Source organism: Acidovorax sp. GW821-FHT10E03 (assembly GCF_059415205.1).
Window position 1 is genome coordinate 127,467 of record NZ_JBWKMU010000001.1, and the last position, 25,284, is coordinate 152,750.

Here is a 25,284-nt window from a genome sequence, read left to right on the forward strand (position 1 = left end):
TACTGTTTAGAACGTACGGACCTTGGGGGGCACGCTGTCCACCGTCAGGGGCTTGAGGTTGACCGGCTTGTAGTCGAGGCGGCTGCCTTCGCTGTACCACAGGGTGTGTTTCATCCACTCCTTGTCGTTGCGGCCCAGCGGGAACTCTGCGTGGTCGGCAGGGTGCTCGTAGTCGTACACGGTGTGGGCGCCACGGCATTCCTTGCGGGCCGCTGCCGAGACCATCGTGGCCTGCGCCACTTCGATCAGGTTGTCCACTTCCAGCGCTTCGATGCGCGCGGTGTTGAACACCTTGGACTTGTCCTTCAGGGTCACGCTGCCGACGCGGCTGCGGATCTCGGCGATCTTCTTGACGCCTTCGTCCATGCTGACCTGGGTGCGGAACACGCCGGCATGCTGCTGCATGGTGGCGCGGATGTCGCCCGCCAGGTTCTGCGCGTAGATGCCTTCGTTCGATTGGTCGAGCTGGTTCAGGCGCTCCAGCGTGCGGTCGGCCGCATCCTTGGGCAGGGGCTTGTGTTCCTTGTTCTTGTTGTTGAACTCGACGATGTGGCGGCCGGCGGCCTTGCCGAACACCAGCAGGTCCAGCAGCGAGTTGGTGCCCAGGCGGTTGGCGCCGTGCACCGACACGCAGGCGCATTCGCCCACGGCGTACAGGCCATTGACCACTTCGTTGTGGATGCCATTGGCCTGGCGCACCACCTGGCCGTTGATGTTGGTGGGCACGCCACCCATCTGGTAGTGGATGGTGGGCACCACGGGGATCGGCTCCTTGGTGATGTCCACGTTGGCGAAGTTGACGCCGATCTCGTACACCGATGGCAGGCGCTTGTGGATGGTGTCCGCGCCCAGGTGGTCGAGCTTGAGCAGCACGTAGTCCTTGTTGGGACCGCAGCCACGGCCTTCCTTGATTTCCTGGTCCATCGAGCGGGACACGAAGTCGCGCGGGGCCAGGTCCTTCAGGGTGGGCGCGTAGCGCTCCATGAAGCGTTCGCCATTGCTGTTGAGCAGGATGGCGCCTTCGCCGCGGCAGCCTTCGGTCAGCAGCACGCCGGCGCCGGCCACGCCGGTGGGGTGGAACTGCCAGAACTCCATGTCCTGCAGCGCGATGCCGGCGCGTGCCGCCATGCCCAGGCCGTCACCGGTGTTGATGAAGGCATTGGTCGAGGCGGCGAAGATGCGGCCCGCACCGCCGGTGGCCAGCAGCACGGTCTTGGCTTCCAGGATGTACAGGTCGCCGGTTTCCATTTCCAGGGCGGTCACGCCCACCACGTCGCCGTCGGCGTCGCGGATCAGGTCCAGGGCCATCCATTCGACGAAGAAATTGGTCTTGGCCTTCACGTTCTGCTGGTACAGCGTGTGCAGCATGGCGTGGCCGGTGCGGTCGGCGGCGGCGCAGGCGCGCTGCACGGGCTTTTCACCGTAGTTGGCCGTGTGGCCGCCGAAGGGGCGCTGGTAGATCGTGCCGTCGGGGTTGCGGTCGAATGGCATGCCGAAGTGTTCCAGCTCGTACACCACCTTGGGGGCTTCGCGGCACATGAACTCGATGGCGTCCTGGTCGCCCAGCCAATCGGAGCCCTTGATGGTGTCGTAGAAGTGGTAGTGCCAGTTGTCCTCGGACATGTTGCCCAGCGAGGCGCTCACGCCGCCCTGTGCCGCCACGGTGTGCGAACGGGTGGGGAACACCTTGGACAGCGAGGCCACGTTCAGGCCTGCGCGGGAGAGTTCAAGCGCGGCACGCATGCCGGAGCCGCCTGCGCCGACGATGACGACGTCGAACTTGCGCTTGGTGATGTTAGCGTTGGTGTAGCTCATTATTTTTTGCCTTCAGTCGGGGGATTCAGAGACGCCACAGAACCTGGATACCCCAGCCAGCACAGCCGACCAGCCAGACGATGCTGAACACCTGCAGCGCCAGGCGCAGGCCCACGGGCTTGATGTAGTCCATCAGGACTTCACGCAGGCCGATCCACGCGTGCCAGGCCAGCGCAATGATCACGGAGAAGGTCAGCACCTTCATCCACTGGGCCGAGAAGATGCCAGCCCACTTGTCGTAGCCGATGGGGCCCTTGGAGAAGATGACCTGGGCCAGCAGGGCCAGGGTGAACAGGGCCATCAGGACCGCCGTGACGCGCTGGCTGAGCCAGTCGCGCAGGCCATAGTGGGCGCCGACGACGACGCGCTTGGAACCGTAATTGACGGACATGGAGATTTCCTATCGTTTTCGGCGGGCACTGCCTGGCAGCAGCCACCGTTTCATGGGTTGATCGATCAGTACAGGCCGAAGAGCTTGGCGCCCAGCACCAGGGCCAGGGCGATGCTGATCGCGAGCACGGTCAGGGCCGAGGTCTTGCCGAATTCCTTGTTCACCGCGCTGTGGCTCACATCCATCCACAGGTGGCGCAGGCCGGCGGTGAAGTGGTGCAGGTACGACCAGATCAGCGCCAGCGCCACCAGCTTGATGAACCAGCCGGGCACGAAGCCGATGCCGATGCTGAACGCCGAAGTGAATTTGGCGAACGAGATTTCGGACGACACCGAGGTGTCGAACATCCAGATGATGAAAGGCAGCAGCAGGAACATGATCAGCCCGCTGCCGCGGTGCAGGATCGAAACCCACGCTGCAGGCGTCATGCGGTAGGTGGTCAGGTCCTTGAAGGCATTGATGTTGCGGAATTCAGGCCGTTTCTTGGCGAGTTCTGTCATGTTGTGTGCTTTCGTGGATGTAACTGCTTTGTAATTTGAAGATGCAAAGAACGCAAAATTCTATTGCAACGCAACAAGCATGGGTTTGTCGCAGGTGGAATGTTCGACGTTTCCGCTCAGGTGCCAGGGTGGTGTCAGCTCAGTTCGTTACGGTAGTGGTGGGTATCGGTGAGGTAGAGGCCCCGCCGTAACTCCATGGGAACGTCGTTGTAGGTGTAGGCGATGCGCTCCACGCTCAGCAGCGGCGTGGCCTGCGGGATCTGCAGCATGGCCGCCTGGTCGGCGTCGGGCAGCACGGCGCGTATTTTCTCCTCGGCGCGCACCATGCGCACGCCAAAGTCGAGCTCGAACATCGCGTAGGTGGGCCCCTGGTAGCTGGCGAGCTGGTCGGTCGTCAGCCCTTTGAAAGCCTGGCCCGGCAGCCAGATGTCCTCCAGGATGGTGGGGACGCCCGCAAACGACAGGATCCGGCGGGCCTGGATCACCGGGTCGGCGCTGCGCAGGGCCAGCGCCCGCGCCACGTCCGCGCTGGCGCGCACGCGCCGGCAGTCCACGACCTGGCGCTGGGCGCGGCCTTCCACGCGGGCATCGCCCGTGTCGGGCATGAGCTTGAGGAAGCGGTATTGCACATGCTGCTCGGCATGGGTGGCCACGAAAGTGCCCTTGCCCTGGCGGCGCATCACGAGGTTTTCGGCCGCCAGCTCGTCGATGGCCTTGCGCACCGTGCCCTGGCTGACCCGAAAGCGCGCGGCCAGGTCCATCTCGCTCGGAATGGACTCGCCGGGCTTCCATTCACCCTGCTGAAGGCTTTGCAGGATGAGACCCTTGATCTGCTGGTACAGGGGGCTGAACGCGGGCGTGGCAGAGCCTGCGCCCGCCGAAGGCTGTGCAGGGGTGTCGGCGTTGAGCGGAAGCGAGGACATGGCGATCAGAAAAATGGCGCGCTGCGCACGGGGGGTGTGCGAGCTTGTTCCAGTCTTCAATCATATCTTATATAAGACATAAGACAAATTGACCGGGGTGCCCAATCGGCGGTACACTCCAAGGCTGTTTTGCGGGGCACGGGCTGCTGGTAACAGGCGCTGGTGCTTGCGTTGCACACACACCTGTTTTCCTCACTTCCCTGGAGTTTTCACCATGAGCAAGAAGCCTGTTCGCGTAGCCGTCACCGGTGCCGCTGGTCAAATCGGTTACGCACTGCTGTTCCGTATCGCCTCCGGCGAAATGCTGGGCAAGGACCAGCCGGTCATCCTGCAATTGCTCGAAGTCCCTGTCGAAGGTCCCCAGAAGGCGCTCAAGGGCGTGATGATGGAACTGGACGACTGCGCATTCCCGCTGCTGGTGGAAATGACCGCTCACAGCGACCCCATGACCGCCTTCAAGGACGCCGACTACGCCCTGCTGGTGGGTTCGCGCCCTCGCGGCCCCGGCATGGAGCGTGCCGAGCTGCTGGCCGTCAACGGCGCCATCTTCACGGCCCAGGGCAAGGCCCTGAACGCCGTGGCCTCGCGCAACGTGAAGGTGCTGGTCGTCGGCAACCCCGCCAACACCAACGCCTACATCGCCATGAAGTCGGCACCTGACCTGCCGCGCAAAAACTTCACCGCCATGCTGCGCCTGGACCACAACCGCGCCGCCAGCCAGATCGCCGCCAAGACGGGCAAGGCAGTGGCTGACATCGAGAAGCTGACCGTCTGGGGCAACCACTCGCCCACGATGTACGCCGACTACCGTTTCGCCACCATCAACGGCGAAAGCGTCGCCAAGATGATCAACGACCAGGAATGGAACGCCAACACCTTCCTGCCCACCGTGGGCAAGCGCGGCGCCGCCATCATCGAAGCGCGCGGCCTGTCGTCGGCTGCCTCGGCCGCCAACGCCGCCATCGACCACATGCGCGACTGGGCCCTGGGCACCAACGGCAAGTGGGTCACCATGGGCATCCCCTCGGACGGCCAGTACGGCATCCCCAAGGACACCATGTTCGGCTTCCCCGTCACCTGCGAAAACGGCGAGTACAAGATCGTTGAAGGCCTGGAGATCGACGCCTTCTCGCAAGAACGCATCGACAAGACCCTGGCCGAACTGCAAGGCGAGCAGGACGGCGTGAAGCACCTGCTGTAAACCAGGGCCCACCATGCAGCCGACGCCACAGGCATCGGGCCTTCGGGCCGCCTCCGTCCCCGCGCAGGGGCAGGGCGCTGCGCTGCCCCATCCGCGCGATGTGCTGCTGGGCGCCCAGGCGCAGACCGGCTTCCTGCCGGTCTGCGACCACTACAGCGGCGTGGAAGCGCGCATGCGCAAGAGCCTGCAACTGCAGGCCGACCTGGCCCGGGAGTTCGGCACCTGCGTCTTCGACGTGACCCTCGATTGCGAGGACGGCGCTCCGATCGGCCTGGAGGCCGAGCATGCCCGCCTGGTCGCCAGCCTCGCCCTGGGCACTGCGGACGGCGCGCGTGTGGCGGCCCGGGTTCATGCGGTGGACCACCCGGCATTCGCCAACGATGTCGCCACGATTGCGGGCACGGCGGGCCACAGGCTCTGCCACATCATGGTGCCCAAGGTGGAGTCCGTGGACGATGTCCTGCGGGTGGAACGGGCGCTGGAGCAGGCATCTGCCGCCCAGGTGCCCATCCATGTCCTGATCGAGTCGCCCGCCGCGGTCCATCGCGCCTTCGAGATTGCCGCCCACCCGCGCGTGCAGAGCCTGAGCTTCGGGCTCATGGACTTTGTGTCCGCCCATGGAGGGGCGATCCCTGCGGCAGGCATGACCTCCTCGGGGCAGTTCTCGCACCCGCTTGTCGTGCGCGCCAAGCTGGAGATTGCAGCGGCCTGCCACGCCCACGGCAAGGTGCCGTCGCACTGCGTGGTGACCGAATTCACCGATACCACGGCCATGCAGGGCGCCGCCAGCCGGGCGGCGCGGGAGCTGGGCTACACCCGGATGTGGAGCATCCACCCGGCGCAGATACGTCCCATCCTGCAGGCATTTGCGCCGCAGCAGGATGACATCGAAATTGCTGCAAAAATAATAGCTGCTGCCGCAGATTCCGACTGGGCTCCGATCAGTTTTGACGATACCTTGCATGACCGTGCCAGCTACCGTTTTTACTGGCAAGTCCTTGAGCGCGCCCACCGCACCGGGCGTGCGCTTCCTCCCGCCGTGCGCCATTGGTTTGACGCCCCGGCCTCCGTTCCGTCGTGAACATTCCTGACTGCTTCCCCGCAGGACCTTCCATGAAATCCTTCATCGCCTCCGCCCTCATGCTGCTGGCCCCAGCCTTCGTGATGGCGCAAACGCCGGCCAAGCCCGAGGCCAAGCCCGGGACCAAGGCCGCCGCGAAGCCGGCCGCCAAGTCCGAAGCGAAAACCGCCAAGACGGCGGACAAGGCCCCCGCCAAGAAGGCCACCGTGGCCAAGAGCGAGGCGACCAGCAGCCGCACGCAGCTCAAGAGCGCCACCAACCAGGTGGCCACCGGCATCATCGCCGCAGAGGCGGCCCTTTCCCCCGAGGAGCTGGCCATCGCCGACCGCGTGCACGTGGGCCGCATTCCCTGCGAGCTGGGCGCATTCGTCACGGTGACGGCCGACCCGGCCACGCCAGGGCACTTCCATGTGGAAGGCAAGGGCTTCAAGTACTTCATGTCGCCCGTGGCCACGACCACCGGCACGGTGCGCCTGGAAGACCAGAAGGGCGGCGCGGTCTGGCTGCAGATCGCCAACAAGTCCATGCTGATGAACCAGAAGCTCGGCCAGCGCCTGGCCGATGAGTGCATGAGCCCGCAGCAGCTGGTGGTGGCCGAGGCCATCAAGAAGAACCCGCCCGTGAGCGTGCTGGAACCCCTGAAATAAGCGCGGGCCTGGCAGGCCTCTTGCAAAGAACGAACGACGAACACGATTGCGCGTGCAGGCGTAGCGGCCATGGGAGCCGCCTGCACCGCGCGCCGCCCCACTTTAGAACGCAACCGGAGAAAAATGATGTTGAAAGCCTACCGTGACCATGTGGCCGAGCGCGCCGCGCTGGGCATCCCACCGCTGCCCCTGACGGCCAAGCAGACCGGCGAGCTGATCGAACTGCTCAAGAACCCGCCCGCTGGTGAAGAGGCCACGCTGGTGGACCTGATCACGCACCGCGTGCCTGCCGGTGTGGACGACGCCGCCAAGGTCAAGGCCAGCTACTTGGCCGCCGTGGCCCACGGTACCGAAGTCTGCACGCTGATCGGCCGCGAGCGCGCCACGCAGCTCTTGGGCACCATGCTGGGCGGCTACAACCTCACCCCCCTGATCGACCTGCTGGACGACGCGGCCGTGGCCTCCGTCGCCGCCGAAGCGCTCAAGAAGACGCTCTTGATGTTCGACCAGTTCCATGACGTCAAGGAAAAGGCCGACAAGGGCAACACCTTCGCCAAGTCCGTGCTGCAAAGCTGGGCCGACGCCGAGTGGTTCACCAGCCGCCCCGAAGTGCCCCAGAGCATCAAGCTCACCGTGCTCAAGGTCACCGGCGAAACCAACACCGACGACCTGTCGCCCGCGCCCGACGCCTGGAGCCGCCCCGACATCCCGCTGCATGCCCTGGCCATGCTCAAGAACAAGCGCGACGGCATCACGCCCGAAGAAGACGGCAAGCGCGGCCCCATCAAGTTCATCGAAGACCTGCGCGCCCGCGGCAACCTGGTGGCCTATGTGGGCGACGTGGTCGGCACCGGCTCCAGCCGCAAGTCGGCCACCAACAGCGTGCTGTGGTTCACGGGCGAAGACATCCCGTTCGTGCCCAACAAGCGCTTCGGCGGCGTGTGCCTGGGCAGCAAGATCGCTCCCATCTTCTACAACACCATGGAAGATGCCGGCGCACTGCCCATCGAGCTGGACGTGAGCCAGATGAACATGGGCGACGAGATCGAGCTGCTGCCCTACGCCGGCAAGGCACTGAAGGACGGCCAGGTCATCGCCGAGTTCACCGTCAAGAGCGAAGTGCTGTTCGACGAAGTGCGCGCCGGTGGCCGCATTCCGCTGATCATCGGCCGTGGCCTCACGGCCAAGGCCCGCGAGGCCCTGGGCCTGGCGCCTTCCACCCTGTTCCGCCTGCCCCAGGTGCCTGCCGCTACCGGCAAGGGCTTCACCCTGGCGCAGAAGATGGTCGGCCGCGCCTGCGGCCTGCCCGAAGGCCTGGGCGTGGTGCCCGGCACGTACTGCGAGCCACGCATGACCTCAGTCGGCTCGCAGGACACCACCGGCCCCATGACGCGCGACGAACTGAAGGACCTGGCCTGCCTGGGCTTCAGCTCCGACCTGGTGATGCAGTCCTTCTGCCACACGGCCGCTTACCCCAAGCCCGTGGACGTGAAGATGCACCACGAGCTGCCCGACTTCATCAGCACGCGCGGCGGCATCTCGCTCAAGCCCGGCGACGGCATCATCCACAGCTGGCTCAACCGCATGCTGCTGCCCGACACCGTGGGCACCGGCGGCGACTCGCACACCCGCTTCCCCATCGGCATCAGCTTCCCCGCCGGCTCCGGCCTGGTGGCGTTCGCTGCCGCCACGGGCGTGATGCCCCTCGATATGCCTGAATCGGTGCTGGTGCGCTTCAAGGGCAAGATGCAGCCCGGCGTCACGCTGCGCGACCTGGTGCACGCGATCCCGCTGTACGCCATCAAGGCCGGCCACCTGACCGTGGCCAAGCAGGGCAAGAAGAACATCTTCTCGGGCCGCATCCTGGAAATCGAAGGCCTGCCGGACATGAAGGTCGAGCAGGCGTTCGAGCTGTCCGACGCATCGGCCGAGCGCTCTGCCGCCGGCTGCACGGTGCGCCTGAACAAGGAACCCGTGATCGAGTACATCAACTCGAACATCGTGCTGCTCAAGAACATGATCGCCCAGGGCTACGCCGATCCACGCACCATCGGCCGCCGCATCAAGGCCATGGAAGCCTGGCTGGCCAATCCCCAGCTGCTGGCCCCCGATGAGAACGCCGACTACGCCGAAATCATCGAGATCGACCTGGCCGAGATCACCGAACCCATCGTCTGCTGCCCCAACGACCCCGATGACGCCAAGACGCTGTCGGACGTGGCCGGCGCCGCGATCGACGAAGTGTTCATCGGTTCGTGCATGACCAACATCGGCCACTTCCGCGCAGCCTCCAAGCTGCTCGAAGGCAAGAAGGACATCCCCGTCAAGCTGTGGATGGCCCCGCCCACGAAGATGGACGCGCACCAGCTCACCGAAGAAGGCCACTACGGCGTGTTCGGCGCGGCCGGTGCCCGCATGGAAATGCCCGGCTGCTCGCTGTGCATGGGCAACCAGGCCCAGGTGAAGGAGGGCGCCACCGTGATGTCCACCAGCACCCGCAACTTCCCCAACCGCCTGGGCAAGAACACCAACGTCTACCTGGGCTCGGCCGAACTCTCGGCCATCTGCTCCAAGCTGGGCCGCATTCCTTCCAAGGAAGAGTACCTGGCCGACATCGGTGTCATCAACCAGAACGGCGACAAGATCTACCAATACCTGAACTTCGACAAGATCGCCGAGTTCAAGGAAGTGGCAGACGGCGTGGCCGCCTGATTGTTTCCCTCCGGGGAGTGATCCACTGCAAAAAGCGGCCTGCGGGCCGCTTTTTTCATGGCGTTGCGGGTGCGCCGCGCCACGCGCTTGCCACGCCGTGGCCATGGTCCAGACATTTTTTTGTCATGCAAATGTCATGATGGAGTCGCATGCTTGCCGCATAACAACAACAAAAGAAATGGAGGTACATCCATGGCAAGAGGGACAACCGGCAAGGCCGGCACGTTCGGCGCGCGCCTCGCGGTGCTGCTGCTCAGCGCCGCCTTCGCCCTGGGCTTTGGCCTGGGTGGTTACTTCGTCGGGCTCAAGCCGCTGGCCCTGACCCTGCGGGCAGCGTGGGCGGTGCGCGGCTGGCAGCCCATGCAGGCCCAGGTGCTCGCGGCCGACCTCGCGCGCCACAGCGACGGCGACGGCACCACCTGGCAGGTGCGGGCCCGCTACCGCTATGAATTCGCGGGGCGGCCATACGAAGGCTCCCGCGTCGGGCTCGACCCCACGGAGACGGCCGACAACATCGGCGACTGGCACCAGCGCTGGCACGCGCAGCTGCAAGGCGCCCAGGCCCGCGGCGCGCGCATCACCATCATGGTCGACCCGCGCGAACCCTCGCGTTCCCTCATCGACCCCTCCATCCGCTGGGCCCTGCTGATGTTCCGCCTGCCCTTTGCCCTGGTGTTCACTGCGGTGGGGCTGGGCGCGGCCTGGGTCTTCCTGGCCACCCTGCCAGGACTGGGCACGTCCAGGGAGCCGCAGGCCGGGGTTTCTGCCATTCCCTTGCCCAAGAACTCTGCCGGCAGCCCGCTGGGCGCCGTCTGGTTCTTCACCTTCTTCTGGTGTGGCATTTCCTTTCCCATGGCCGGCATGTTGTGGACCGACCCGCAGTCGCCCTGGTTCGCCAAGGCCTTCATCGGCCTGTTCGTGCTGGTCGGCATGGCCTTGCTGGCCCTTGCGGTGCGACAGACCCACATGGCCTGGCGCTATGCGGGCGCGGCCCTTGTCCTGCTGCCGCCAGCACCGCGTGCCGGGCATCCGCTCGAAGTGACCCTGCTGCTCCCCGGGCGCGCCGCCGCCTACCAGCAGGGGAACAGCCTGCAACTGCGCCTGGCCCAGTACCGGGTGGACGAGTCGAGCTCCGGTTCGCCCGAGCGGTGCGTGGAGTCGTTCACCGAAGCCGCGCGCATGCAGCACACGTCCGATGGCGGGTTGCGGCTGGTGGCACGCTTCGAGGTACCGCCCGATGCGCCCCCGCACGGCAGCCAGCGCTCGGGAGAGCGCGTGGACTGGCGCGTGGAACTGCTGCACAACCCGGACGGCGCCGTCGAGCTGACTTACGACCTTCCCGTGCAGGCCGCACCCCGCACCTTCGGTGGGGACGAACTGCCGGATCGTTTTGACCGGCGTGCCGCCTGGCAGCAGGAGGTTCCCATCGTGCCCCTGGGCGAGCAGGAAGAGGAAGAAGAAGGCTCCCGGCCTCTGCCCGCTTCGGTCACGCTGCGGGAAACCCCGCAGGCCTGGCGCTACGAATTCGCCCAGGGCGGCTGGCGCTGGGCCGGGGGCCTGGTGCTGGCCGCGCTGTTGCTGGAGTCGGCCATCCACGGTCGGCTGGGCCCGCAGGGGCTGATGCTGCCCCGTGGGTTCTTTGCCGCCGGCGCGTGGATGGCCTTGGCCGCCTTTGCCCTGCATGCGACCACCCGCCACTGGACCCTGACCGTGCAGGACGGCGGCATCACCGCGCGCCGCCACTCCTGGCTCTGGTCGCGCGCCGACACGGTGTCGGGCGCTGCCAGCCGCACCCTGGTGCACAAGCTGCTGCACTCCACGGGCAGCGGCGGCAGCGAGCACCGCTACCACGCGGTGTACGCGCGCGGTGCGGGCGGTGCGCTGGTGCGCCTGACCCCGGGCCTGGCAGGCGAGGCGGCGGCCACGGCCCTGGGGCAATCGCTGGGCCAGGCGTGGGCGCACCGGCGGGGCCGTTTCGCCGCCGGCATGCAGCGGCCCGTGCGGGCGCAGCATTCCCGCCCGGCCTGGGGCGCACTGCTGGTGCTGGCCCTGCTGGGCTGGTGGATCGTGGGGCCCCAGGCTGGCCGCACCGTGGGCCGCGTTGTCGGGGCCGAGGCTTCCGCTTCGGCTGCAACCGCGCCGGCCGTGCCGTATTCCCTCGCGGAGGGTCGCTTGCTCGATGCACAGAATGCCGGCGACGCCCCTGCGCTGCGGGCCGCGCTGTCCGCCGGGGCGAATCCCGACCTGCTCGCGCCCAATGGTTCCTCGGTGCTCATGCTGGCGGCCCACCGTGGCCAGCTCGAGCACATCGAGGCGCTGCTGGGCGCGGGTGCCCAGCCCGACCTGCGCCAGACGCGCAAGGACAGCGAGCGGGGCGACACAGCCCTGCTGCGTGCCTTCTACGGCGGCCATCTGGCGGCGGCACGGCGCCTGGTGCAGGCAGGTGCCAGCCTCTCGGCCCGCAACCGCTGGGACTGGGGGCCCGTGCACATGGCCGCGCAGGGCGGCTGCATCCCATGCCTCGAATGGCTGGATGCGCAAGGCCAGCCGCTCGACGAACCCGCGCCCGCCAGCCGGGGCGAGACCCCCGCGATGCTGGCCGCAGGCCGGGGCCGCGTGGAGGCGCTGCAATGGTTCGCCGACCGTGGCATCGACCTTGCGCGCACGGACGCCCACGGCAAGACCGCGCTGGACTGGGCACGCTTCAAGCAACAGGCCGAGGCCGAGCGGTGGCTGATGGGGCGTGTGCGCTAGGCGCGGCTGGCCGCTCACCGTGAAGCGGTTCCGGCCAGGGCGCCGCACTGCGGGCGGTGCGAGGCGCACGGCAGGGCACAGCAGCGGCGCGAGAAGGGTTTCGTCGGCCGCTCCAGGGCTTTTCAGCCCAGCGCCGGCAGCAAATGCTGCACCAGCTGCTGCGCATGCTGCGGCAATTCGTCGAGCTCGCGCAGGCACAGCACCAGTTGCCGGTCCGCCCAGGCATCGGTCAGGCGCACGGCCTTCACGTGCTGCGCCCGGCTGTGGCGTGCGGCTGCCGTGCGGGGAATGATGCCCACGCCCACGCCCAGCCCCACGAGCTGGCACACCGCCTCGAACTGGCGCAGCCGCACGCGGTAGCGCAGCCGCCGCCCCTGGCGCTGTGCCTGGCGCACCACCAGGGCCTGCAGCGCGCTGCCCTCGGCCAGGCCAACGAAGTCCAGGTGCGCGACGTCGGCCAGCGCCACGCTGCGTTGCGCGGCCAGTGCGTGCCCCTGAGGCACCACCAGCACCAGCGGGTCGGGCCGCAGCACCCGCGTGGACAGGCCTTCGAGGTCCACCGCGTCGGACACCAGGCCCATGTCGCACAGCCCGGCGCGCACCGCATCGGCCACCTCCTGGCTGGAGCGCTCCTCCACGTCCACCGAAATGCGCGGGTGCCGCGCCAGAAAGCCCGCCATCGCCCGCGGCAGGTACTCGCTCAGCGCCGAGCTGTTGCACAGCACGCGCACATGGCCCGCCAGGCCCGCGCCATATTCGCCCAGGTCGCCGCGCAGGTGCTCCATCTGCTGCAGCACCAGCCGCGCGTGGTGCAGTAGCGTGTGGCCCGCGGGCGTGGGCTGCACGCCGCGTTGTTCGCGCAGCAGCAGGGGCACGCCCAGCGCGTCCTCCATGCCGCGTATGCGCTCGCTGGCCGAGGCCAGCGCCATGTGGCTGCGTTCGGCGCCCCCCGTGATGGTGCCTGCTTCGTGCACGTGCACGAAGAGACGCAGGTCGGTGAGGTCAAAGCGCATGGGGCAAACGTACCACATGGCAGGCTTCGGCCGCGCCTGAGGCGGGCTACGCGGCTTCCGCATTTCCAGGGGCGGGGCCATCCGAAACAATGGCCTTTGGCACTGCGTTGCTGGACATGCGGTGGGTGGGTTTCGGACCAGGGGATACCGATGGAACTTGTGATGAATCAGCCGCCTTCCGGGGCGGGGCGCTCATGAACGGGGTTGCCGAGCTGTGGGGCCACGGCATTGCGCCGGGCTGGCTGGCGGGGGCGGCCGCCATTTTCTGGCTGGCCGGCACGGTCAAGGGCGTGGTGGGGCTGGGCCTGCCCACGGTGGCGATGGCCCTCTTGGCCATGCTGGTTCCGCCGGCCCAGGCGGCGGCGTTGCTGGTGGTGCCTTCGCTGGTCACCAATGTCTGGCAGATGCGCCCCTGGCCCGCCGTGTGGCCGCTGGTGCGGCGCCTGGGCGGCATGCAATGCGGAATCTGCCTGGGCACCTGGCTGTGCGCGTGGTGGCTGGGGGCGCCCGCGGGCCCTGGGTCGCGCTTGGCGCTGGGGCTGGCCCTCGCGCTGTATGGCGCCTGGGGCTTGACGGGGACGCGGCGGGTGCTGCCCCTGCCGGCCCAGGGCTGGCAGGGGCCCCTGGTGGGGTTCGCGACCGGTGCCATCGCCGCCGCCACGGGTGTTTTCGTGGTGCCCGCCGTGCCCTATCTGCAGGCGCTGGGCCTGCAGCGCGATGCGCTGGTGCAGGCCATGGGGCTGAGCTTCACGGTCTCCACACTCGCGCTGGCCGCCGGCCTGGCATTCAACGCGAGCTATTCCATGGCGACCGTGGGGCTGTCGGTCGTGATGCTGCTGCCTGCGCTGGCGGGCATGGCGTGTGGGCAGTGGCTGCGGGCCCGGATGTCACCCGTGTGGTTTCGGCGCAGCCTCATGCTGGGCCTGCTGGCCCTGGGCGTGGCCATGGTGGTGGACGTGCTGGCATGGCATGGTTTTGCGTCGCGCTAGGGCGCTGCGCGGGGCGCTGTTTCCTCGCCTGCCGGCCGTTACCGGACCTGTTTTTTCTCCAGCTTGCGGGTGAGGGTGCGGCGGTGCATGCCCAGGCGCCTTGCCGCTTCCGAGAGATTGAAGCCGGTTTCGGCCAGCACTTCGTTGATGCGCTCCCATTCCAGGGTCTTGATGGAGCTGGACCGGTTCGTCAGCTCCACGTCGGTGTTGCCCGCCTTGAGCCCGAAGGCGGCCTCGATGTCGTCGGTATTGGACGGCTTGGCGAGGTAGTGGCATGCGCCCAGCTTCACGGCCTCCACCGCCGTGGCGATGCTGGCAAAGCCTGTGAGCACCACGATGAGCATGGCCTCGCTGGCCGCATGCAGCTTCTGCACGCAGACCAGGCCCGAGGCTTCGCCCTTGAGCTTGAGGTCCACCACCGCATAGCCGGGCGTGTGCTGTGCGAGCAGGGCTTCGACCTCGGGAAGGCCCGTGGCCTGCAGCACGCGGTAGCCGCGCCGCTCGAACGAGCGCGCCAGCGTGCGGGCAAAGGCCTCGTCGTCTTCCACGATCAGCAACAGGCGTTCTTCTTTTTCTGTGTCGGTATCCATGATGCGCGTCAGGCTCCAGGCAAGGCGATCGCTGCCAGCGGCAGCTCTATGGTGACTTCGGCACCCCCTTCGGGGCGGTTGTGCGCCGTGACGCTGCCGCCCAGCGTGCGTGCCACGTTGAGCACGAGGTACAGGCCCAGCCCGCCCCCGGGGCGCTCCTTGGTGGACTGGTAGGGGGTTCCCAGCCTTGCCAGCATGCCCGGCGCAAAACCGGGCCCTGCGTCGGTGACGGTGATGCGCAGCGCATCGGCGCTGCGCGTGATGGCCAGGCGCACCCATGCCGGCGAGGCGTCGCGCGCATTGTCGAGCACATTGAAAACCATCTGCTGGAGCGTGGTGTCCGACACCATGGGCGTGTCGGCGCCGAAGTCGTTGTCGTACACGAACCGCGGCATCGACCGCGTGCTGCGCCATTCCTCTGCCAGGGCATCGACGAAGGTGCGCACGGTGGTCTGCACCGAAGCTTCCCCGCGGGTCTCTCCGGCCGAGAGCAGGATGCCGCTCACGATGCTCTTGCAGCGCTGCACCTGGGCCTGCATCTCGCCGATGTCTTCCTGCAGCGGTTCATGGGCCGCCAGGCGCTCATCGCGTCGCCAGTCGCCCAGGATCACGGCCAGGGTGGACAGCGGGGTGCCCAGCTCGTGCGCGGCGCCCGAGGCCAGCAGCCCCATGCGCACGATGTGTTCCTCTTCCACGCGGCGCCGGCGCGCGGCCGCCAGGCGCGCATCGCGCTCGCGCAGGTTCAGGCTGATGCGCGTGATGAAGACGACGACCAGGGTGGCATTGAGCGCGAAGCAGACCAGCAGCCCGATCACGTACAGGCTGGACAGGCCCTGGTGCAGGTCCTGCGGCAGCTCCAGGGGCAGGTGGTAGACGGCCAGCAAGCCGAAGCACAGCAGCGTGGTGATCACGATGGACCAGATGTAGGCGCCGCGCAGCAGCACGGCCCCCAGCGTGATCTGCAGCAGGTACAGAAACACGAACGGGTTGCTGGTGCCGCCGCTCAGGTAGAGCTGTACCGTGAGCACGGCGACGTCGATCAGCAGCGCCAGGAAAAGCTCCACGTTGCGCACCACCACGGGGCCCATGCGCAGGCGCAGCAGGCTGGCCACGTTGAAAAGCGCAAGGCATCCCACCACCAGCAGCATTTCGCGCTGCGGCAGCACCAGGCCCAGGCTGTAGTGCGCCATCTCGATGGTGAACACCTGTCCGACCACGGCGATCCAGCGCAGCTGGATCAGCTGCTGGAGGTTCTTGATGCCCGCCGCGGCATCGGCCGAGCGGGCATTGCGCTGCGGCAGGGCGGTGGCGGCATCAGGGCGAAGGGGGTTCATCGGTGGTCGTGGGGCGGCGGGAAGGGCCATGCCGGCGGCGTTCATAGCGTGCCACATACCAGCCGGCGCCCGCAACCATGAGCGCGAGCCCGTACCAGGTCGCCGCGTACACCAGATGGCTGTTGGAAAAACGGATCACCGTCATGCCCGGGCGGGGCCAGGTCTGCACGGAAGGCGCGCCGCCAGCGGCGGGCAGGCCCGCATCCACGAAGAAGGGCGCGGCGCGGGGCAGCCCCAGTGCCTGGCTGATGGCGGCCACGTCGCGCGAGTGCCAGCGTTGCTGCGCGGGATCATTGGTCCGCAGAAAACCGCCGCCAGGCTCCGAGATCCTCAGCAGTCCTTCCACGGTGGCCACGGGCCGGGGTGGCTGCGCCCCTCCCGTGAGCCACTGGTTGCGCTGCGCCTGCGGTACAAAACCGCGGTTCACGAGCACCTGCGTGCCGTCGTCCAGCTGCAGCGGGGCCATGACCCAGAAGCCCGCGCCCAGCTCTGTCACCGCCTGGGTGAGGACCGTCTTGTCTGCCAGCCACCGGCCCTGCAGGGTGACGGCAAGGTATTCGTGGTCTGCCGCGTTGACCCGGGGCCACTGGCTGGCCGGTGGCGCCGCCACGGGAGCAGCATGCACCCGGTGCTCCACGCGCTCGATGAGCGCGAGCTTCCACGCGCGGCGCTGGACCTGCCACGTGCCCAGGGCGGCAAATGCCGAGAACAGGGCGATGCCCACGAGCACGAGGGCCGCCTGGCGGAGCCGCCGCCGGGCGAAGGGCGCGTGCGCGGGGGAGGGCTCTGGCGTCAAGGTGTCAGGGCGTCGAATGCCCCGGCGCTTCGTGCGCCGGCGGCGTGGGAGTGGGGTGCGCGGGCATCATGTTGGCATTCATGTGGAACATGACCCACAGCGTGCCGCTGATGGCGATGGCCACGAATACCACGGTGAAGATGGTGGACAAGAGGGTCCATCCTCCCTCAACCTTGCCGTTCATGTGCAGGAAATACACCATGTGCACCAGGATCTGCACCACGGCGAAGGCGCCCAGCACCAGCACGGCGGTGTTGCGGTCGGCGATCACCTTGGCCATGACCAGCCAGAAGGGGATGGCCGTGAGAACGACCGACAGCACGAAGCCGATCGTGTAGTCGCGCAGGCTGCTGTGCGGCCCCACCTCATGGGGGTGATCGCCGTGGCCGTGGGCATCGTGTGCGTGTGTGTGTTGCGCGCTCATGGTTACAGCACCCCCATCAGGTACACAAAGGTGAAGACGCCGATCCAGACCACGTCCAGAAAGTGCCAGAACATCGACAGGCACATCAGGCGGCGCTTGTTTTCATGGATCAGGCCATGCTTGCCGATCTGCACCATCAGCACCACCAGCCATACGAGGCCGAAGGTCACGTGCAGGCCGTGGGTGCCCACCAGCGTGAAGAAGGCTGAAAGGAAGGCGCTGCGCTGGGGCGTGGCGCCCTGGTGGATCAGGTGGGCGAACTCATAGAGTTCGAGGCCCAGGAAGCACAGGCCGAAGAAACCCGTCACGGCCAGCCACAGCAGCGTGCCCTTGGCGTCGCCCAGCTGCTTGCGCAGCATGGCGAAGCCGAAGGTGATGGACGACAGCAGCAGGAAGGCCGTGTTGATGGCCACCAGCGTCAGGTCGAACAGCTGCGCGCCGGTGGGGCCGGCCGCGTAGCTGCGGCCGAGCACGCCGTAGGTGGCGAACAGGGCGGCGAAGATGAGGCAGTCGCTCATCAGGTAGAGCCAGAAGCCCAGGGCCGTGCCGTTCTCGGGATGGGGCTCGTGCGCCAGGTGGTAGTCGCGCGGCGCGAGCGCCGCGCTGGCGGCGCCTGCCGCGCCGGGGGTGTATCGGATATCAGACATGGCTGGCACGCAGTTGTTGGGTGCGGTGGTTTTCCGTCTTGGCCACGGTGGAGGCCGGGATGTGGAAGTCGCGCTGGTAGTTGAACGTGTGGATGATGGCCGCCAGGACCACGGCCGCGAACGACACGCCCGCGAGCAGCCACATGTGCCAGATCAATGCGAAGCCCAGCACCAGGGACAGGGCCGAGATCACGGCGCCCGATCCGGTATTGGCAGGCATGTGGATGGGCTGGAAACCGGCGAGGGGACGCCGGTAGCCATGCTTCTTCATGTCCCACCACGCGTCAATCTCGTGCACCACGGGCGTGAATGCGAAGTTGTAGTCGGGCGGGGGCGAGGACGTGGCCCATTCCAGCGTGCGCGCGTCCCACGGGTCGCCCGTGTGGTCGCGCAGCTCTTCGCGCTTCAGGTAGCTCACCACGATCTGGATCAGGAAGCAGGCAATGCCGGCCGCGATCATGGCCGCGCCGACGGCTGCGATCACGAACCAGATCTGCAGGGACGGGTCTTCGAAATGGTTGGCACGGCGCGTGACACCCATCAGGCCCAGCACGTACAGCGGGCCGAACGCCACCCAGAAGCCCACCACCCACAGCCAGAAGGAGCGCACGCCCCAGGTGCGGTCCAGCTTGTAGCCGAAGGCCTTGGGGTACCAGTAGTTGATGCCCGCGAACAGGCCGAACAGCACGCCCCCGATGATCACGTTGTGGAAGTGGGCGATCAGGAACAGGCTGTTGTGCAGCACGAAGTCGGCCGGTGGCACGGCCAGCAGCACGCCGGTCATGCCGCCGATGGCGAACGTCACCATGAAGGCCACGGTCCACATCATGGGCAGCTCGAAGCGGATGCGGCCCTTGTACATGGTGAACAGCCAGTTGAAGATCTTCGCGCCCGTGGGGATCGAGATGATCATCGTCGTGATGCCGAAGAACGTGTTCACGCTCGCTCCCGAGCCCATGGTGAAGAAGTGGTGCAGCCACACCAGGTACGACAGGATGGTGATCACCACCGTGGCATACACCATGGAGGTGTAGCCGAACAGGCGCTTCCTGCAGAACGTGGCCACCACTTCGGAGAAGATGCCGAAGCACGGCAGGATCAGGATGTACACCTCGGGGTGGCCCCAGATCCAGATCAGGTTCACGTACAGCATGGCGTTGCCGCCCAGGTCGTTCGTGAAGAAGTTGGTGCCGGCATAGCGGTCCAGCGACATCAGCACGAGCGCGGCCGTGAGCACCGGGAACGAGGCTACGATCAGCGCGTTGGTGCACAGGGCCGTCCAGGTGAAGACGGGCATCCTCATCAGGTTCATCCCCGGCGCGCGCATCTTGATGATGGTGACGATCAGGTTGATGCCCGAGAGCGTGGTGCCCACCCCCGCGATCTGCAGCGCCCAGATGTAGTAGTCCAGCCCCACGCCGGGGTCCTGCGCGCCGAGGTTGGACAGGGCCAGCCAGCCGGAGGTGGAGAACTCGCCCAGGAACAGCGACACCATCACCAGCACGGCGCCGGCCGTGGTCATCCAGAAGCTGAAGTTGTTGAGGAACGGGAACGACACGTCGCGTGCGCCGATCTGCAGCGGCACGAGGTAGTTCATGAGGCCCGTGACCAGCGGCATGGCCACGAAGAAGATCATGATCACGCCGTGGGCGGTGAAGATCTGGTCGTAGTGGTGCGGCGGCAGGTAGCCCATGTTGTCGCCAAAGGCCATGGCCTGCTGCAGGCGCATCATCACGGCGTCGGCAAAGCCGCGCAGCAGCATCACCACGCCCAGGATCATGTACATGATCCCGATCTTCTTGTGGTCGATGCTGCAGATCCAGTCGCGCCACAGGGTGCCCCACAGGCGGAACCTAGTGATGGCGGCCATCACGGCCAGCCCACCCAGCACGGTGGCGACAAAGGTCCAGAGCACGATGGGCTCGTGCGCCATCGGTATGGAATCCCAGGTGATGCGGCCCAGGGCCCAGTGGGGTGCGGTAACAGGTGAGGAGGACATGGCGGTCAGTCTTCTTGGGCGTGGGCGCCGGCGGCCGGCAGGGCGGGGCTGGGGCGGGTCATTGGGCGGCGGTGCTGCGGGTGGAAATGGCGTGGCGCGACTCGAGGGCGGCCACCACCTGGGCGGCGTTCTGCGAGGTGCACACGTCCTGGGGCAGGTTCAGGCCCATGGCGCGCACGTAGGCATCGCCACCGTTCTCGTCGATGGCCATCATGTGGTGCATGCACATCTTGCCGTCCTCGACGCAGCGGTTGAGCACCTTGTCGTACAGGCCTTCTTCCACGCTGGCAAAGCGCTGCACGGGGTCGCGTTCGCTGGGCTTGGCCAGGGCCATGTAGGCCTGGCGGGTCAGGGGCTTGCCCTCGGACCGGGCCCTGGCGACCCACTGCTCGAAGTCGCCCTGGACCAGGCCGTGGAACTTGAAGGTCATGCCCGAAAAGCCCGAGCCGCTGTAGTGTGACGCCATGCCGTGGAACACGCCGGGCTGGTTGATCACGGCGTTCAGCTCGGTCTGCATGCCGGGCATCGCGTAGATCATGCCGGCGAGGTCGGGCACGTAGAAAGCGTTCATGGTGGACGTGGCCGTGAGCTTCAGGAGAATGGGCCGGTCCACCGGCGCCGCCAGTTCATTGACCGTGGCGATGCCCAGCTCGGGATACAGGAACAGCCACTTCCAGTCCATGGCCACCACCTGCACTTCCATGGGGGTGGATTGCGTGTCCAGGGGCTTGGTGGCCGAGATGCGGTCCAGCGGACGGTACGGGTCGAGCTTGTGCGTGCCGATCCAGGTCAGCGCGCCCAGGGCGATGATGATCATGAGCGGCACCGTCCAGATCACCAGCTCCAGGGTGGTGGAATGGTGCCAGTCGGGGTCGTAGTCTTCCTCGGTGTTGGCGGTGTTGTTCTGGCGGTACTTCCAGGCAAACCACAGGGTGAGGGCGATCACCGGCACGATGATGATGAGCATCAGCAAGGTGGCCTGGATGACCATGTGGCCCTGCTGGGCCGCGATGTCGCCCGCCGGGTTGAGGACCACCGCCTTGCTGCAGCCGGCCAGGCCGCCCAGGGCAGCAGCGGCGGCGAGCCAGGCAGGCCCGCGAAAGTGAGGAAGTTTGAACATGTGAAAGGCGCTACCAAGGCGTTGATTCGAGGGTAAACGCGGATGTCGGGATACCGCAGAATGTAATATCGCTAGCTTTTTTGTCCATTGGACATTTTGTCCAGGGTCAAAGGTTGTTGCCCCCCATCCAGGGCATGGGGGCAGAGCCGGCGTTGTCCTGCACGGCGCCCTGGCCCAGGCGTACTTGTCCCGGGGCAGGCTTGCGGGTAAAACCTAGGTACCCGGTGCCTTTGCGGGCAGCGCGATCACTGAAAATCAGGCGGACGAGCCCAGCCGTCCTGGTTTTTTCCGACAACGACAAGGAGTCCTGTTCATGAGCAGCCCCGCCTCTGCCACCTACCCCGCGGCCGGCTTCGAAGAAAGCCCAGCCTCTCTCTCCCGGGCGGACACGCATGAAGATGTCACTCCCAGCGAAATCGCCGTGGGCGTGATCATCGGGCGGTCGTCCGAGTATTTCGACTTCTTCGTTTTCGGGATCGCCTGCGTGCTGGTGTTCCCGTCGTTTCTGTTTCCCTTCATGTCGCGCCTGGATGGCACGCTCGCCGCCTTTGCGCTGCTGGCCGTGGCGTTCGTGGTGCGGCCCGTGGGCACGGCCATTTCCATGGCCATCCAGCGGCGCTGGGGGCGGGGCACGAAGCTGACCATCGCGCTGTTCCTGCTGGGGGTGTGCACGGTGGCCATGGCCTTCCTGCCGGGTTACAAGGACGTGGGCATGACCGCCATCGTGGCGCTGCTGATCCTGCGCATCGGCCAGGGGCTGGCGCTCGGCGGCTCGTGGGACGGCCTGCCGTCGCTGCTGGCGATGTCCGCCCCCCGGCACCGCCGGGGCTGGTACGCCATGATCGGGCAGCTGGGCGCGCCGCTGGGGTTTGTCTTGGCCGCGGGCCTGTTTGCCTATCTGTACAGCAGCCTCACCGTCGAGGAATTCCTGGCCTGGGGCTGGCGCTATCCGTTCTTCGTGGCGTTCGCGGTGAACGTGGTGGCCTTGTTCGCCCGCCTGCGCCTCGTGGTGGGCCAGTCGTACGCCGAACTGCTGCAGGAGCGCGAACTGCAACCCGTGCCCGTGAGCCGCGTGGTGCGCGACGAAGGCAGCAATGTGCTTTTGGGTGCTTTCGCCGCGCTGGCGAGTTTTGCGCTGTTCCATCTGGTCACGGTGTTCCCGCTGTCGTGGATCACGCTGTACTCGGAACAACCCGTCACGCAGATTCTGGGGGTGCAGATCGTGGGCGCCTTCCTGGCGGCGGGGGCCATCATGGTGTCGGGCTGGCTGTCGGACCACCTGGGCCGCCGCAAGCTGCTGGGCGGCATGGCGGTGATGATTGGCGTGTTCAGCTTCATGGCGCCGGTGTTGCTCAACTCCGGCGAGGTGGGCAGCACCATGTTCCTGCTGCTGGGCTTCGTGCTGCTGGGCCTGTCGTACGGCCAGGCTTCTGGCACGGTGACTGCCAATTTCTCGCCCCAGTACCGCTACACGGGCGCCGCCTTGTCGGCCGACCTGGCCTGGATCATTGGCGCCGCCTTCGCGCCCCTCGTGGCCCTGTACCTGTCCTCCCAATTCGGGCTGCTGGCGGTGACGGTGTATTTGCTGTCCGGCGTGGCCTGCACATTGGGTGCCCTCAATCTGAACCGCCGCATGGAGCGGCGCGACCGGTAGCAACGGCGGGTATTTTGCTATCGAATAGATAGCTTCTGGCGCTTACCCATCAAGCGCTGGAGGTCAAAAAGCAAAAGAAAAAGCGCCCGGAAGTACCGGGCGCTTTGTTTTGGGGGCTCAGTCCTGCGGCCTGAAACCGATGGTCAGGGAAGGCGGCACGCGTCCATCCACGTCGCGCGGCAGGGTCTCGGTCTTGTCCAGCGCGCGCAGCACGGCTTCGTCCCAGGCCTTGTTGCCGCTGGACTGCACGAGGCGCTTGCCGACGATGGTGCCATCGGGCGACAGGCGCACCTCCACCTCCGCGCGCGGGTTGCCCGAGATCGCATCGGGGTACACGATGTTGGGCTTGACCTTGGCCGCCACCTTGCCGCCGTAGCTGCCCGAGGGGCCGGCGCTGCGCTGCGCGGTGCCGGTGGCATTTTCGCTGCCGGTGGCGCCCGCCAGGCCCTGCATGCGCCGCAGGTTGTCCTCGCGCTGCTTGGCCAGCTGCTTTTCCTCGGCCTCTGTCCTGCGCTTGGTGGCTTCTTCCGCCTTGCGCTTGTCTTCGGCCAGCTTCTTTTGCTTGTCCTGCTCGGCCTTCTTCTGCTCGGCCAGCTGCTTTTCACGCTGCTCTTTTTCCTTTTCCTTTTGCAGGCGTTCCTTCTTCTCCTGCTCCAGGCGGTCGCGGCGCTCGTCTTCCTTGCGTTCACGTTCGCGCTTTTCACGCTCCTGCTGCTGTTCGCGGGCCTTTTTTTCCTGTTCCAGGCGCTTCTTTTCACGCTCGATGGCGATGTCGGCCTCGCGCGTGTCCGGCGGTTCCACCGCGCGGGGCGGTGGCGGTGGTGGCGGCGGCGTGGGGGTGCGGACTTCGGGGGGAGCGGGCGGCGGTGGCGGGGGCTCCACGGCACGGGGCGCGGCCTGCTGGGGCACGGCGGCCCAGAGCTCGGCCTCCACCGCGGGCTGGTCGGCGCTGCTCTTCCAGTTCACGCCCCAGGTCAGCGCGCCGATCAGCACCGCGTGCACCAGCACCGCCAGCGTGATGGCGCGCAGGCGTGCCGGCGGGCGGGGCGGGGCAAACTGGTCGCGGTCGGTGTGGGCGTGCATGGGCGGTGAGAGTGCGGAGCGCGGTTTCGGTTCAGCCGCCCTGCTTGACGGACAGGCCCACCCGTTGCACGCCCGCCTTCTGCAGGGCGTCCATCGCCTTCACCACGTTTTCGTACTGCACACCCTTGTCGGCGCTGATGACCACCGCGCTCGCGCTGTCCGCGCCCTGGGCCTTCTGCCAGCGGCTGGCGGCATCGCCGATCTCGCGCTGGCTCAGGCTGCGCGTGGCCTCGGGGGTCTTGAACTGGAGCGAGCCGTCCTTGTTGACGATGACCTGGGCCACCACCTTGGGCATGTTCTTGCCCTTGCCCACGCTGGGCACGTCGACCACGCCGGGCGTGAGCATGGGGGCCGTCACCATGAAGATGATGAGCAGCACCAGCATCACGTCGATGAACGGGACCATGTTGATCTCGTTGATGGTGCGGCGGCCTCGGCCGCGGGATGCCATGGCGGGCATGGTGTGGCGCTCCTGCGGTTAGTGGCCGGAGGCCGATGGGGCGGGGGCCGCCGGGTGCGCGCCCAGGTTGCGCTGCAGGATGTTGGAGAACTCCTCGATGAAGGTCTCCTGGTGCATGGCCACGCGGTCGATGTCGCGCGCGAAGCGGTTGTAGGCGATCACGGCCGGGATGGCGGCGAACAGGCCGATGGCGGTGGCCACCAGGGCTTCGGCGATGCCCGGCGCCACGGTGGCCAGCGTGACCTGCTCCATGCCGGCGAAGCCGGTGAACGCATGCATGATGCCCCACACCGTGCCGAACAGGCCCACGTACGGCGAGACCGAGCCCACCGAGGCCAGGAACGACAGGCTGGATTCGACCACGTCCATCTCGCGCTGGAAGCTCGCGCGCATGGCGCGGCGTGCGCCGTCGAGCAGGGTGCCGGGGTCCACGATGCGGCGCTCGCGCAGCTTCTGGTACTCGCGCATGCCGCTGGCGAAGATGCGTTCCATGGGGCCGGCCTGCTTGGCGTTCTGCGCGGCGCTGGCGTACAGGTCGTTGAGGCTGGTGCCCGACCAGAACTCGCGTTCGAAGTCGTCGTTGAGCGTCTTCACGCGCTTCAAGGAAAACAGCTTGCGGAAGATGGCCGCCCAGCTGGCGACCGACACGCCCAGGAGCAGCAGCATCACGAGTTGCACCACCCAGCTGGCGTGCAGCACCAGGGAGATGATGGACATGTTTTGGGAGTTCATGGTGAGAGTTGTTCCAGGAGGGTGCTCGGTATTCTTGCAGGGCGCATCGTCGCGGCATCGACCCATCCGATGCGGATGGTGCCTTCGGTCAGCAACAGGGGAGGCTGTTCGGTCATCTGCTCTGGTTTCAGGAGCGCCTGCTGCACTATTGTCAACGATGCGCGGCCTGGGGCCTGCAGGGCGGCGGTAACAATCAGTTCATCGTCCAGCCGGGCGGGCCGGTGGTAGCGCAGCTGCGCATCGGTTACGACAAACATGCCGCCGGTTTGTTCCCGCAATCGCTGCTGGCCCACGCCCAGCGAGCGCAGCCATTCGGTCCGGGCGCGCTCGAAGAACTTGAGGTAGTTGGCATAGAACACGATGCCGCCGGCATCGGTGTCCTCCCAGTAGACGCGGATGGGGAACTCAAAGCCCATGGT

23 protein-coding genes are annotated in these 25,284 nt (G+C 66.9%); 7 read left to right on the plus strand and 16 right to left on the minus strand.

Going from position 1 to position 25,284, the window contains the following annotated elements:
- Positions 1–6: 6 nt before the first annotated feature.
- The 4 genes from sdhA to AC07OD_RS00570 form a co-directional block, all read right to left on the minus strand.
- Entirely contained in the window at positions 7–1,815 is a 1,809-nt protein-coding gene (gene sdhA / locus AC07OD_RS00555) for a succinate dehydrogenase flavoprotein subunit (RefSeq protein WP_218293934.1), read from the minus strand.
- Positions 1,816–1,840: 25 nt separating this feature from the next.
- Positions 1,841–2,206, minus strand: coding sequence for a succinate dehydrogenase, hydrophobic membrane anchor protein (gene sdhD, locus AC07OD_RS00560; RefSeq protein ID WP_124515511.1), 366 nt, complete (start codon positions 2,204–2,206; stop codon positions 1,841–1,843).
- Between the two features lie 65 nt (positions 2,207–2,271).
- Positions 2,272–2,706: a succinate dehydrogenase, cytochrome b556 subunit gene (sdhC, locus tag AC07OD_RS00565; protein WP_218293935.1), complete on the minus strand. Its 435-nt coding sequence runs from the start codon at positions 2,704–2,706 to the stop codon at positions 2,272–2,274.
- Positions 2,707–2,840: 134 nt separating this feature from the next.
- Positions 2,841–3,629, minus strand: coding sequence for a GntR family transcriptional regulator (locus tag AC07OD_RS00570; protein ID WP_218293936.1), 789 nt, complete (start codon positions 3,627–3,629; stop codon positions 2,841–2,843).
- Between the two features lie 214 nt (positions 3,630–3,843).
- On the opposite strand from AC07OD_RS00570, the gene AC07OD_RS00575 reads away from it, so the two are divergent.
- From AC07OD_RS00575 to AC07OD_RS00595, 5 genes are all read left to right on the plus strand, one after another.
- Positions 3,844–4,830 (plus strand): malate dehydrogenase, encoded by a 987-nt coding sequence (locus AC07OD_RS00575; protein ID WP_218293937.1) that lies wholly within the window; start codon positions 3,844–3,846, stop codon positions 4,828–4,830.
- Positions 4,831–4,843: 13 nt separating this feature from the next.
- The gene (locus AC07OD_RS00580; RefSeq protein ID WP_255591334.1) at positions 4,844–5,911 is read left to right on the plus strand and encodes an HpcH/HpaI aldolase/citrate lyase family protein; all 1,068 of its coding nucleotides are present in this window, start codon (positions 4,844–4,846) and stop codon (positions 5,909–5,911) included.
- 32 nt (positions 5,912–5,943) lie between these two features.
- A complete protein-coding gene (locus tag AC07OD_RS00585; protein ID WP_218293938.1) occupies positions 5,944–6,558 on the plus strand; it encodes a hypothetical protein in 615 nt (204 codons plus the stop codon).
- A gap of 126 nt (positions 6,559–6,684) precedes the next feature.
- Complete coding sequence (gene acnB / locus AC07OD_RS00590) at positions 6,685–9,270, plus strand: bifunctional aconitate hydratase 2/2-methylisocitrate dehydratase (protein WP_494594579.1); 2,586 nt, start codon at positions 6,685–6,687, stop codon at positions 9,268–9,270.
- Between the two features lie 192 nt (positions 9,271–9,462).
- Positions 9,463–12,024: an ankyrin repeat domain-containing protein gene (locus AC07OD_RS00595; protein WP_494594581.1), complete on the plus strand. Its 2,562-nt coding sequence runs from the start codon at positions 9,463–9,465 to the stop codon at positions 12,022–12,024.
- A gap of 122 nt (positions 12,025–12,146) precedes the next feature.
- On the opposite strand, the gene AC07OD_RS00600 is transcribed toward AC07OD_RS00595, so the two are convergent.
- On the minus strand, positions 12,147–13,037 hold the full coding sequence (locus AC07OD_RS00600; RefSeq protein WP_494594582.1) for a LysR family transcriptional regulator: 891 nt from the start codon (positions 13,035–13,037) through the stop codon (positions 12,147–12,149).
- A 194-nt stretch (positions 13,038–13,231) separates the two neighbouring features.
- Here AC07OD_RS00600 and AC07OD_RS00605 point away from each other — a divergent pair, with 194 nt between their 5' ends.
- Complete coding sequence (locus AC07OD_RS00605) at positions 13,232–14,026, plus strand: sulfite exporter TauE/SafE family protein (protein ID WP_494594584.1); 795 nt, start codon at positions 13,232–13,234, stop codon at positions 14,024–14,026.
- A 38-nt stretch (positions 14,027–14,064) separates the two neighbouring features.
- Here AC07OD_RS00605 and AC07OD_RS00610 read toward each other — a convergent pair whose 3' ends face one another.
- The 7 genes from AC07OD_RS00610 to cyoA are packed head-to-tail and all read right to left on the minus strand — an operon-like array spanning position 14,065 to position 20,936.
- A complete protein-coding gene (locus tag AC07OD_RS00610) occupies positions 14,065–14,616 on the minus strand; it encodes a response regulator transcription factor (RefSeq protein ID WP_492254897.1) in 552 nt (183 codons plus the stop codon).
- An 8-nt stretch (positions 14,617–14,624) separates the two neighbouring features.
- Positions 14,625–15,950 (minus strand): ATP-binding protein, encoded by a 1,326-nt coding sequence (locus tag AC07OD_RS00615; protein WP_218340679.1) that lies wholly within the window; start codon positions 15,948–15,950, stop codon positions 14,625–14,627.
- Complete coding sequence (locus AC07OD_RS00620) at positions 15,931–16,746, minus strand: SURF1 family protein (RefSeq protein ID WP_218293945.1); 816 nt, start codon at positions 16,744–16,746, stop codon at positions 15,931–15,933. Before AC07OD_RS00620 ends, AC07OD_RS00615 begins: the two co-directional genes overlap by 20 nt.
- Before the next feature lie 4 nt (positions 16,747–16,750).
- The gene (gene cyoD / locus AC07OD_RS00625) at positions 16,751–17,170 is read right to left on the minus strand and encodes a cytochrome o ubiquinol oxidase subunit IV (RefSeq protein ID WP_218293946.1); all 420 of its coding nucleotides are present in this window, start codon (positions 17,168–17,170) and stop codon (positions 16,751–16,753) included.
- 2 nt (positions 17,171–17,172) lie between these two features.
- A complete protein-coding gene (gene cyoC / locus AC07OD_RS00630; RefSeq protein ID WP_218293947.1) occupies positions 17,173–17,817 on the minus strand; it encodes a cytochrome o ubiquinol oxidase subunit III in 645 nt (214 codons plus the stop codon).
- Positions 17,810–19,816, minus strand: a complete 2,007-nt coding sequence (gene cyoB / locus AC07OD_RS00635) for a cytochrome o ubiquinol oxidase subunit I (RefSeq protein ID WP_494594588.1) — start codon at positions 19,814–19,816, stop codon at positions 17,810–17,812. Before cyoB ends, cyoC begins: the two co-directional genes overlap by 8 nt.
- A 58-nt stretch (positions 19,817–19,874) precedes the next feature.
- Entirely contained in the window at positions 19,875–20,936 is a 1,062-nt protein-coding gene (gene cyoA, locus AC07OD_RS00640) for a ubiquinol oxidase subunit II (protein WP_218293949.1), read from the minus strand.
- Positions 20,937–21,249: 313 nt separating this feature from the next.
- Here cyoA and AC07OD_RS00645 point away from each other — a divergent pair, with 313 nt between their 5' ends.
- A complete protein-coding gene (locus AC07OD_RS00645) occupies positions 21,250–22,590 on the plus strand; it encodes an MFS transporter (RefSeq protein ID WP_494594590.1) in 1,341 nt (446 codons plus the stop codon).
- Between the two features lie 117 nt (positions 22,591–22,707).
- On the opposite strand, the gene tolA is transcribed toward AC07OD_RS00645, so the two are convergent.
- The 4 genes from tolA to ybgC are packed head-to-tail and all read right to left on the minus strand — an operon-like array spanning position 22,708 to position 25,281.
- A complete protein-coding gene (gene tolA / locus AC07OD_RS00650) occupies positions 22,708–23,673 on the minus strand; it encodes a cell envelope integrity protein TolA (protein WP_218340684.1) in 966 nt (321 codons plus the stop codon).
- Positions 23,674–23,704: 31 nt separating this feature from the next.
- Positions 23,705–24,133, minus strand: a complete 429-nt coding sequence (locus AC07OD_RS00655; RefSeq protein WP_056170151.1) for an ExbD/TolR family protein — start codon at positions 24,131–24,133, stop codon at positions 23,705–23,707.
- A gap of 18 nt (positions 24,134–24,151) precedes the next feature.
- Positions 24,152–24,865 (minus strand): protein TolQ, encoded by a 714-nt coding sequence (gene tolQ, locus AC07OD_RS00660; RefSeq protein ID WP_494594592.1) that lies wholly within the window; start codon positions 24,863–24,865, stop codon positions 24,152–24,154.
- Complete coding sequence (gene ybgC, locus AC07OD_RS00665; RefSeq protein WP_218340685.1) at positions 24,862–25,281, minus strand: tol-pal system-associated acyl-CoA thioesterase; 420 nt, start codon at positions 25,279–25,281, stop codon at positions 24,862–24,864. The genes tolQ and ybgC overlap by 4 nt, the downstream gene beginning before the upstream one ends.
- Between the last annotated feature and the right edge of the window lie 3 nt (positions 25,282–25,284).

Excerpts from the sequence above, each read along its gene's own strand:
- AC07OD_RS00595 (WP_494594581.1), top strand. The coding sequence starts at position 9,463 with ATGGCAAGAGGGACAACCGGCAAGGCCGGCACGTTCGGCGCGCGCCTC.
- acnB (WP_494594579.1), top strand. The coding sequence starts at position 6,685 with ATGTTGAAAGCCTACCGTGACCATGTGGCCGAGCGCGCCGCGCTGGGC.
- cyoB (WP_494594588.1), bottom strand. The coding sequence starts at position 19,816 with ATGTCCTCCTCACCTGTTACCGCACCCCACTGGGCCCTGGGCCGCATC.
- tolQ (WP_494594592.1), bottom strand. The coding sequence starts at position 24,865 with ATGAACTCCCAAAACATGTCCATCATCTCCCTGGTGCTGCACGCCAGC.
- sdhA (WP_218293934.1), bottom strand. The coding sequence starts at position 1,815 with ATGAGCTACACCAACGCTAACATCACCAAGCGCAAGTTCGACGTCGTC.
- AC07OD_RS00600 (WP_494594582.1), bottom strand. The coding sequence starts at position 13,037 with ATGCGCTTTGACCTCACCGACCTGCGTCTCTTCGTGCACGTGCACGAA.
- AC07OD_RS00645 (WP_494594590.1), top strand. The coding sequence starts at position 21,250 with ATGAGCAGCCCCGCCTCTGCCACCTACCCCGCGGCCGGCTTCGAAGAA.
- cyoC (WP_218293947.1), bottom strand. The coding sequence starts at position 17,817 with ATGTCTGATATCCGATACACCCCCGGCGCGGCAGGCGCCGCCAGCGCG.
- AC07OD_RS00605 (WP_494594584.1), top strand. The coding sequence starts at position 13,232 with ATGAACGGGGTTGCCGAGCTGTGGGGCCACGGCATTGCGCCGGGCTGG.
- AC07OD_RS00570 (WP_218293936.1), bottom strand. The coding sequence starts at position 3,629 with ATGTCCTCGCTTCCGCTCAACGCCGACACCCCTGCACAGCCTTCGGCG.
- AC07OD_RS00575 (WP_218293937.1), top strand. The coding sequence starts at position 3,844 with ATGAGCAAGAAGCCTGTTCGCGTAGCCGTCACCGGTGCCGCTGGTCAA.
- cyoD (WP_218293946.1), bottom strand. The coding sequence starts at position 17,170 with ATGAGCGCGCAACACACACACGCACACGATGCCCACGGCCACGGCGAT.
- AC07OD_RS00610 (WP_492254897.1), bottom strand. The coding sequence starts at position 14,616 with ATGGATACCGACACAGAAAAAGAAGAACGCCTGTTGCTGATCGTGGAA.
- cyoA (WP_218293949.1), bottom strand. The coding sequence starts at position 20,936 with ATGTTCAAACTTCCTCACTTTCGCGGGCCTGCCTGGCTCGCCGCCGCT.
- AC07OD_RS00580 (WP_255591334.1), top strand. The coding sequence starts at position 4,844 with ATGCAGCCGACGCCACAGGCATCGGGCCTTCGGGCCGCCTCCGTCCCC.
- tolA (WP_218340684.1), bottom strand. The coding sequence starts at position 23,673 with ATGCACGCCCACACCGACCGCGACCAGTTTGCCCCGCCCCGCCCGCCG.
- sdhC (WP_218293935.1), bottom strand. The coding sequence starts at position 2,706 with ATGACAGAACTCGCCAAGAAACGGCCTGAATTCCGCAACATCAATGCC.
- sdhD (WP_124515511.1), bottom strand. The coding sequence starts at position 2,206 with ATGTCCGTCAATTACGGTTCCAAGCGCGTCGTCGTCGGCGCCCACTAT.
- AC07OD_RS00655 (WP_056170151.1), bottom strand. The coding sequence starts at position 24,133 with ATGCCCGCCATGGCATCCCGCGGCCGAGGCCGCCGCACCATCAACGAG.
- AC07OD_RS00585 (WP_218293938.1), top strand. The coding sequence starts at position 5,944 with ATGAAATCCTTCATCGCCTCCGCCCTCATGCTGCTGGCCCCAGCCTTC.
- AC07OD_RS00615 (WP_218340679.1), bottom strand. The coding sequence starts at position 15,950 with ATGAACCCCCTTCGCCCTGATGCCGCCACCGCCCTGCCGCAGCGCAAT.
- ybgC (WP_218340685.1), bottom strand. The coding sequence starts at position 25,281 with ATGGGCTTTGAGTTCCCCATCCGCGTCTACTGGGAGGACACCGATGCC.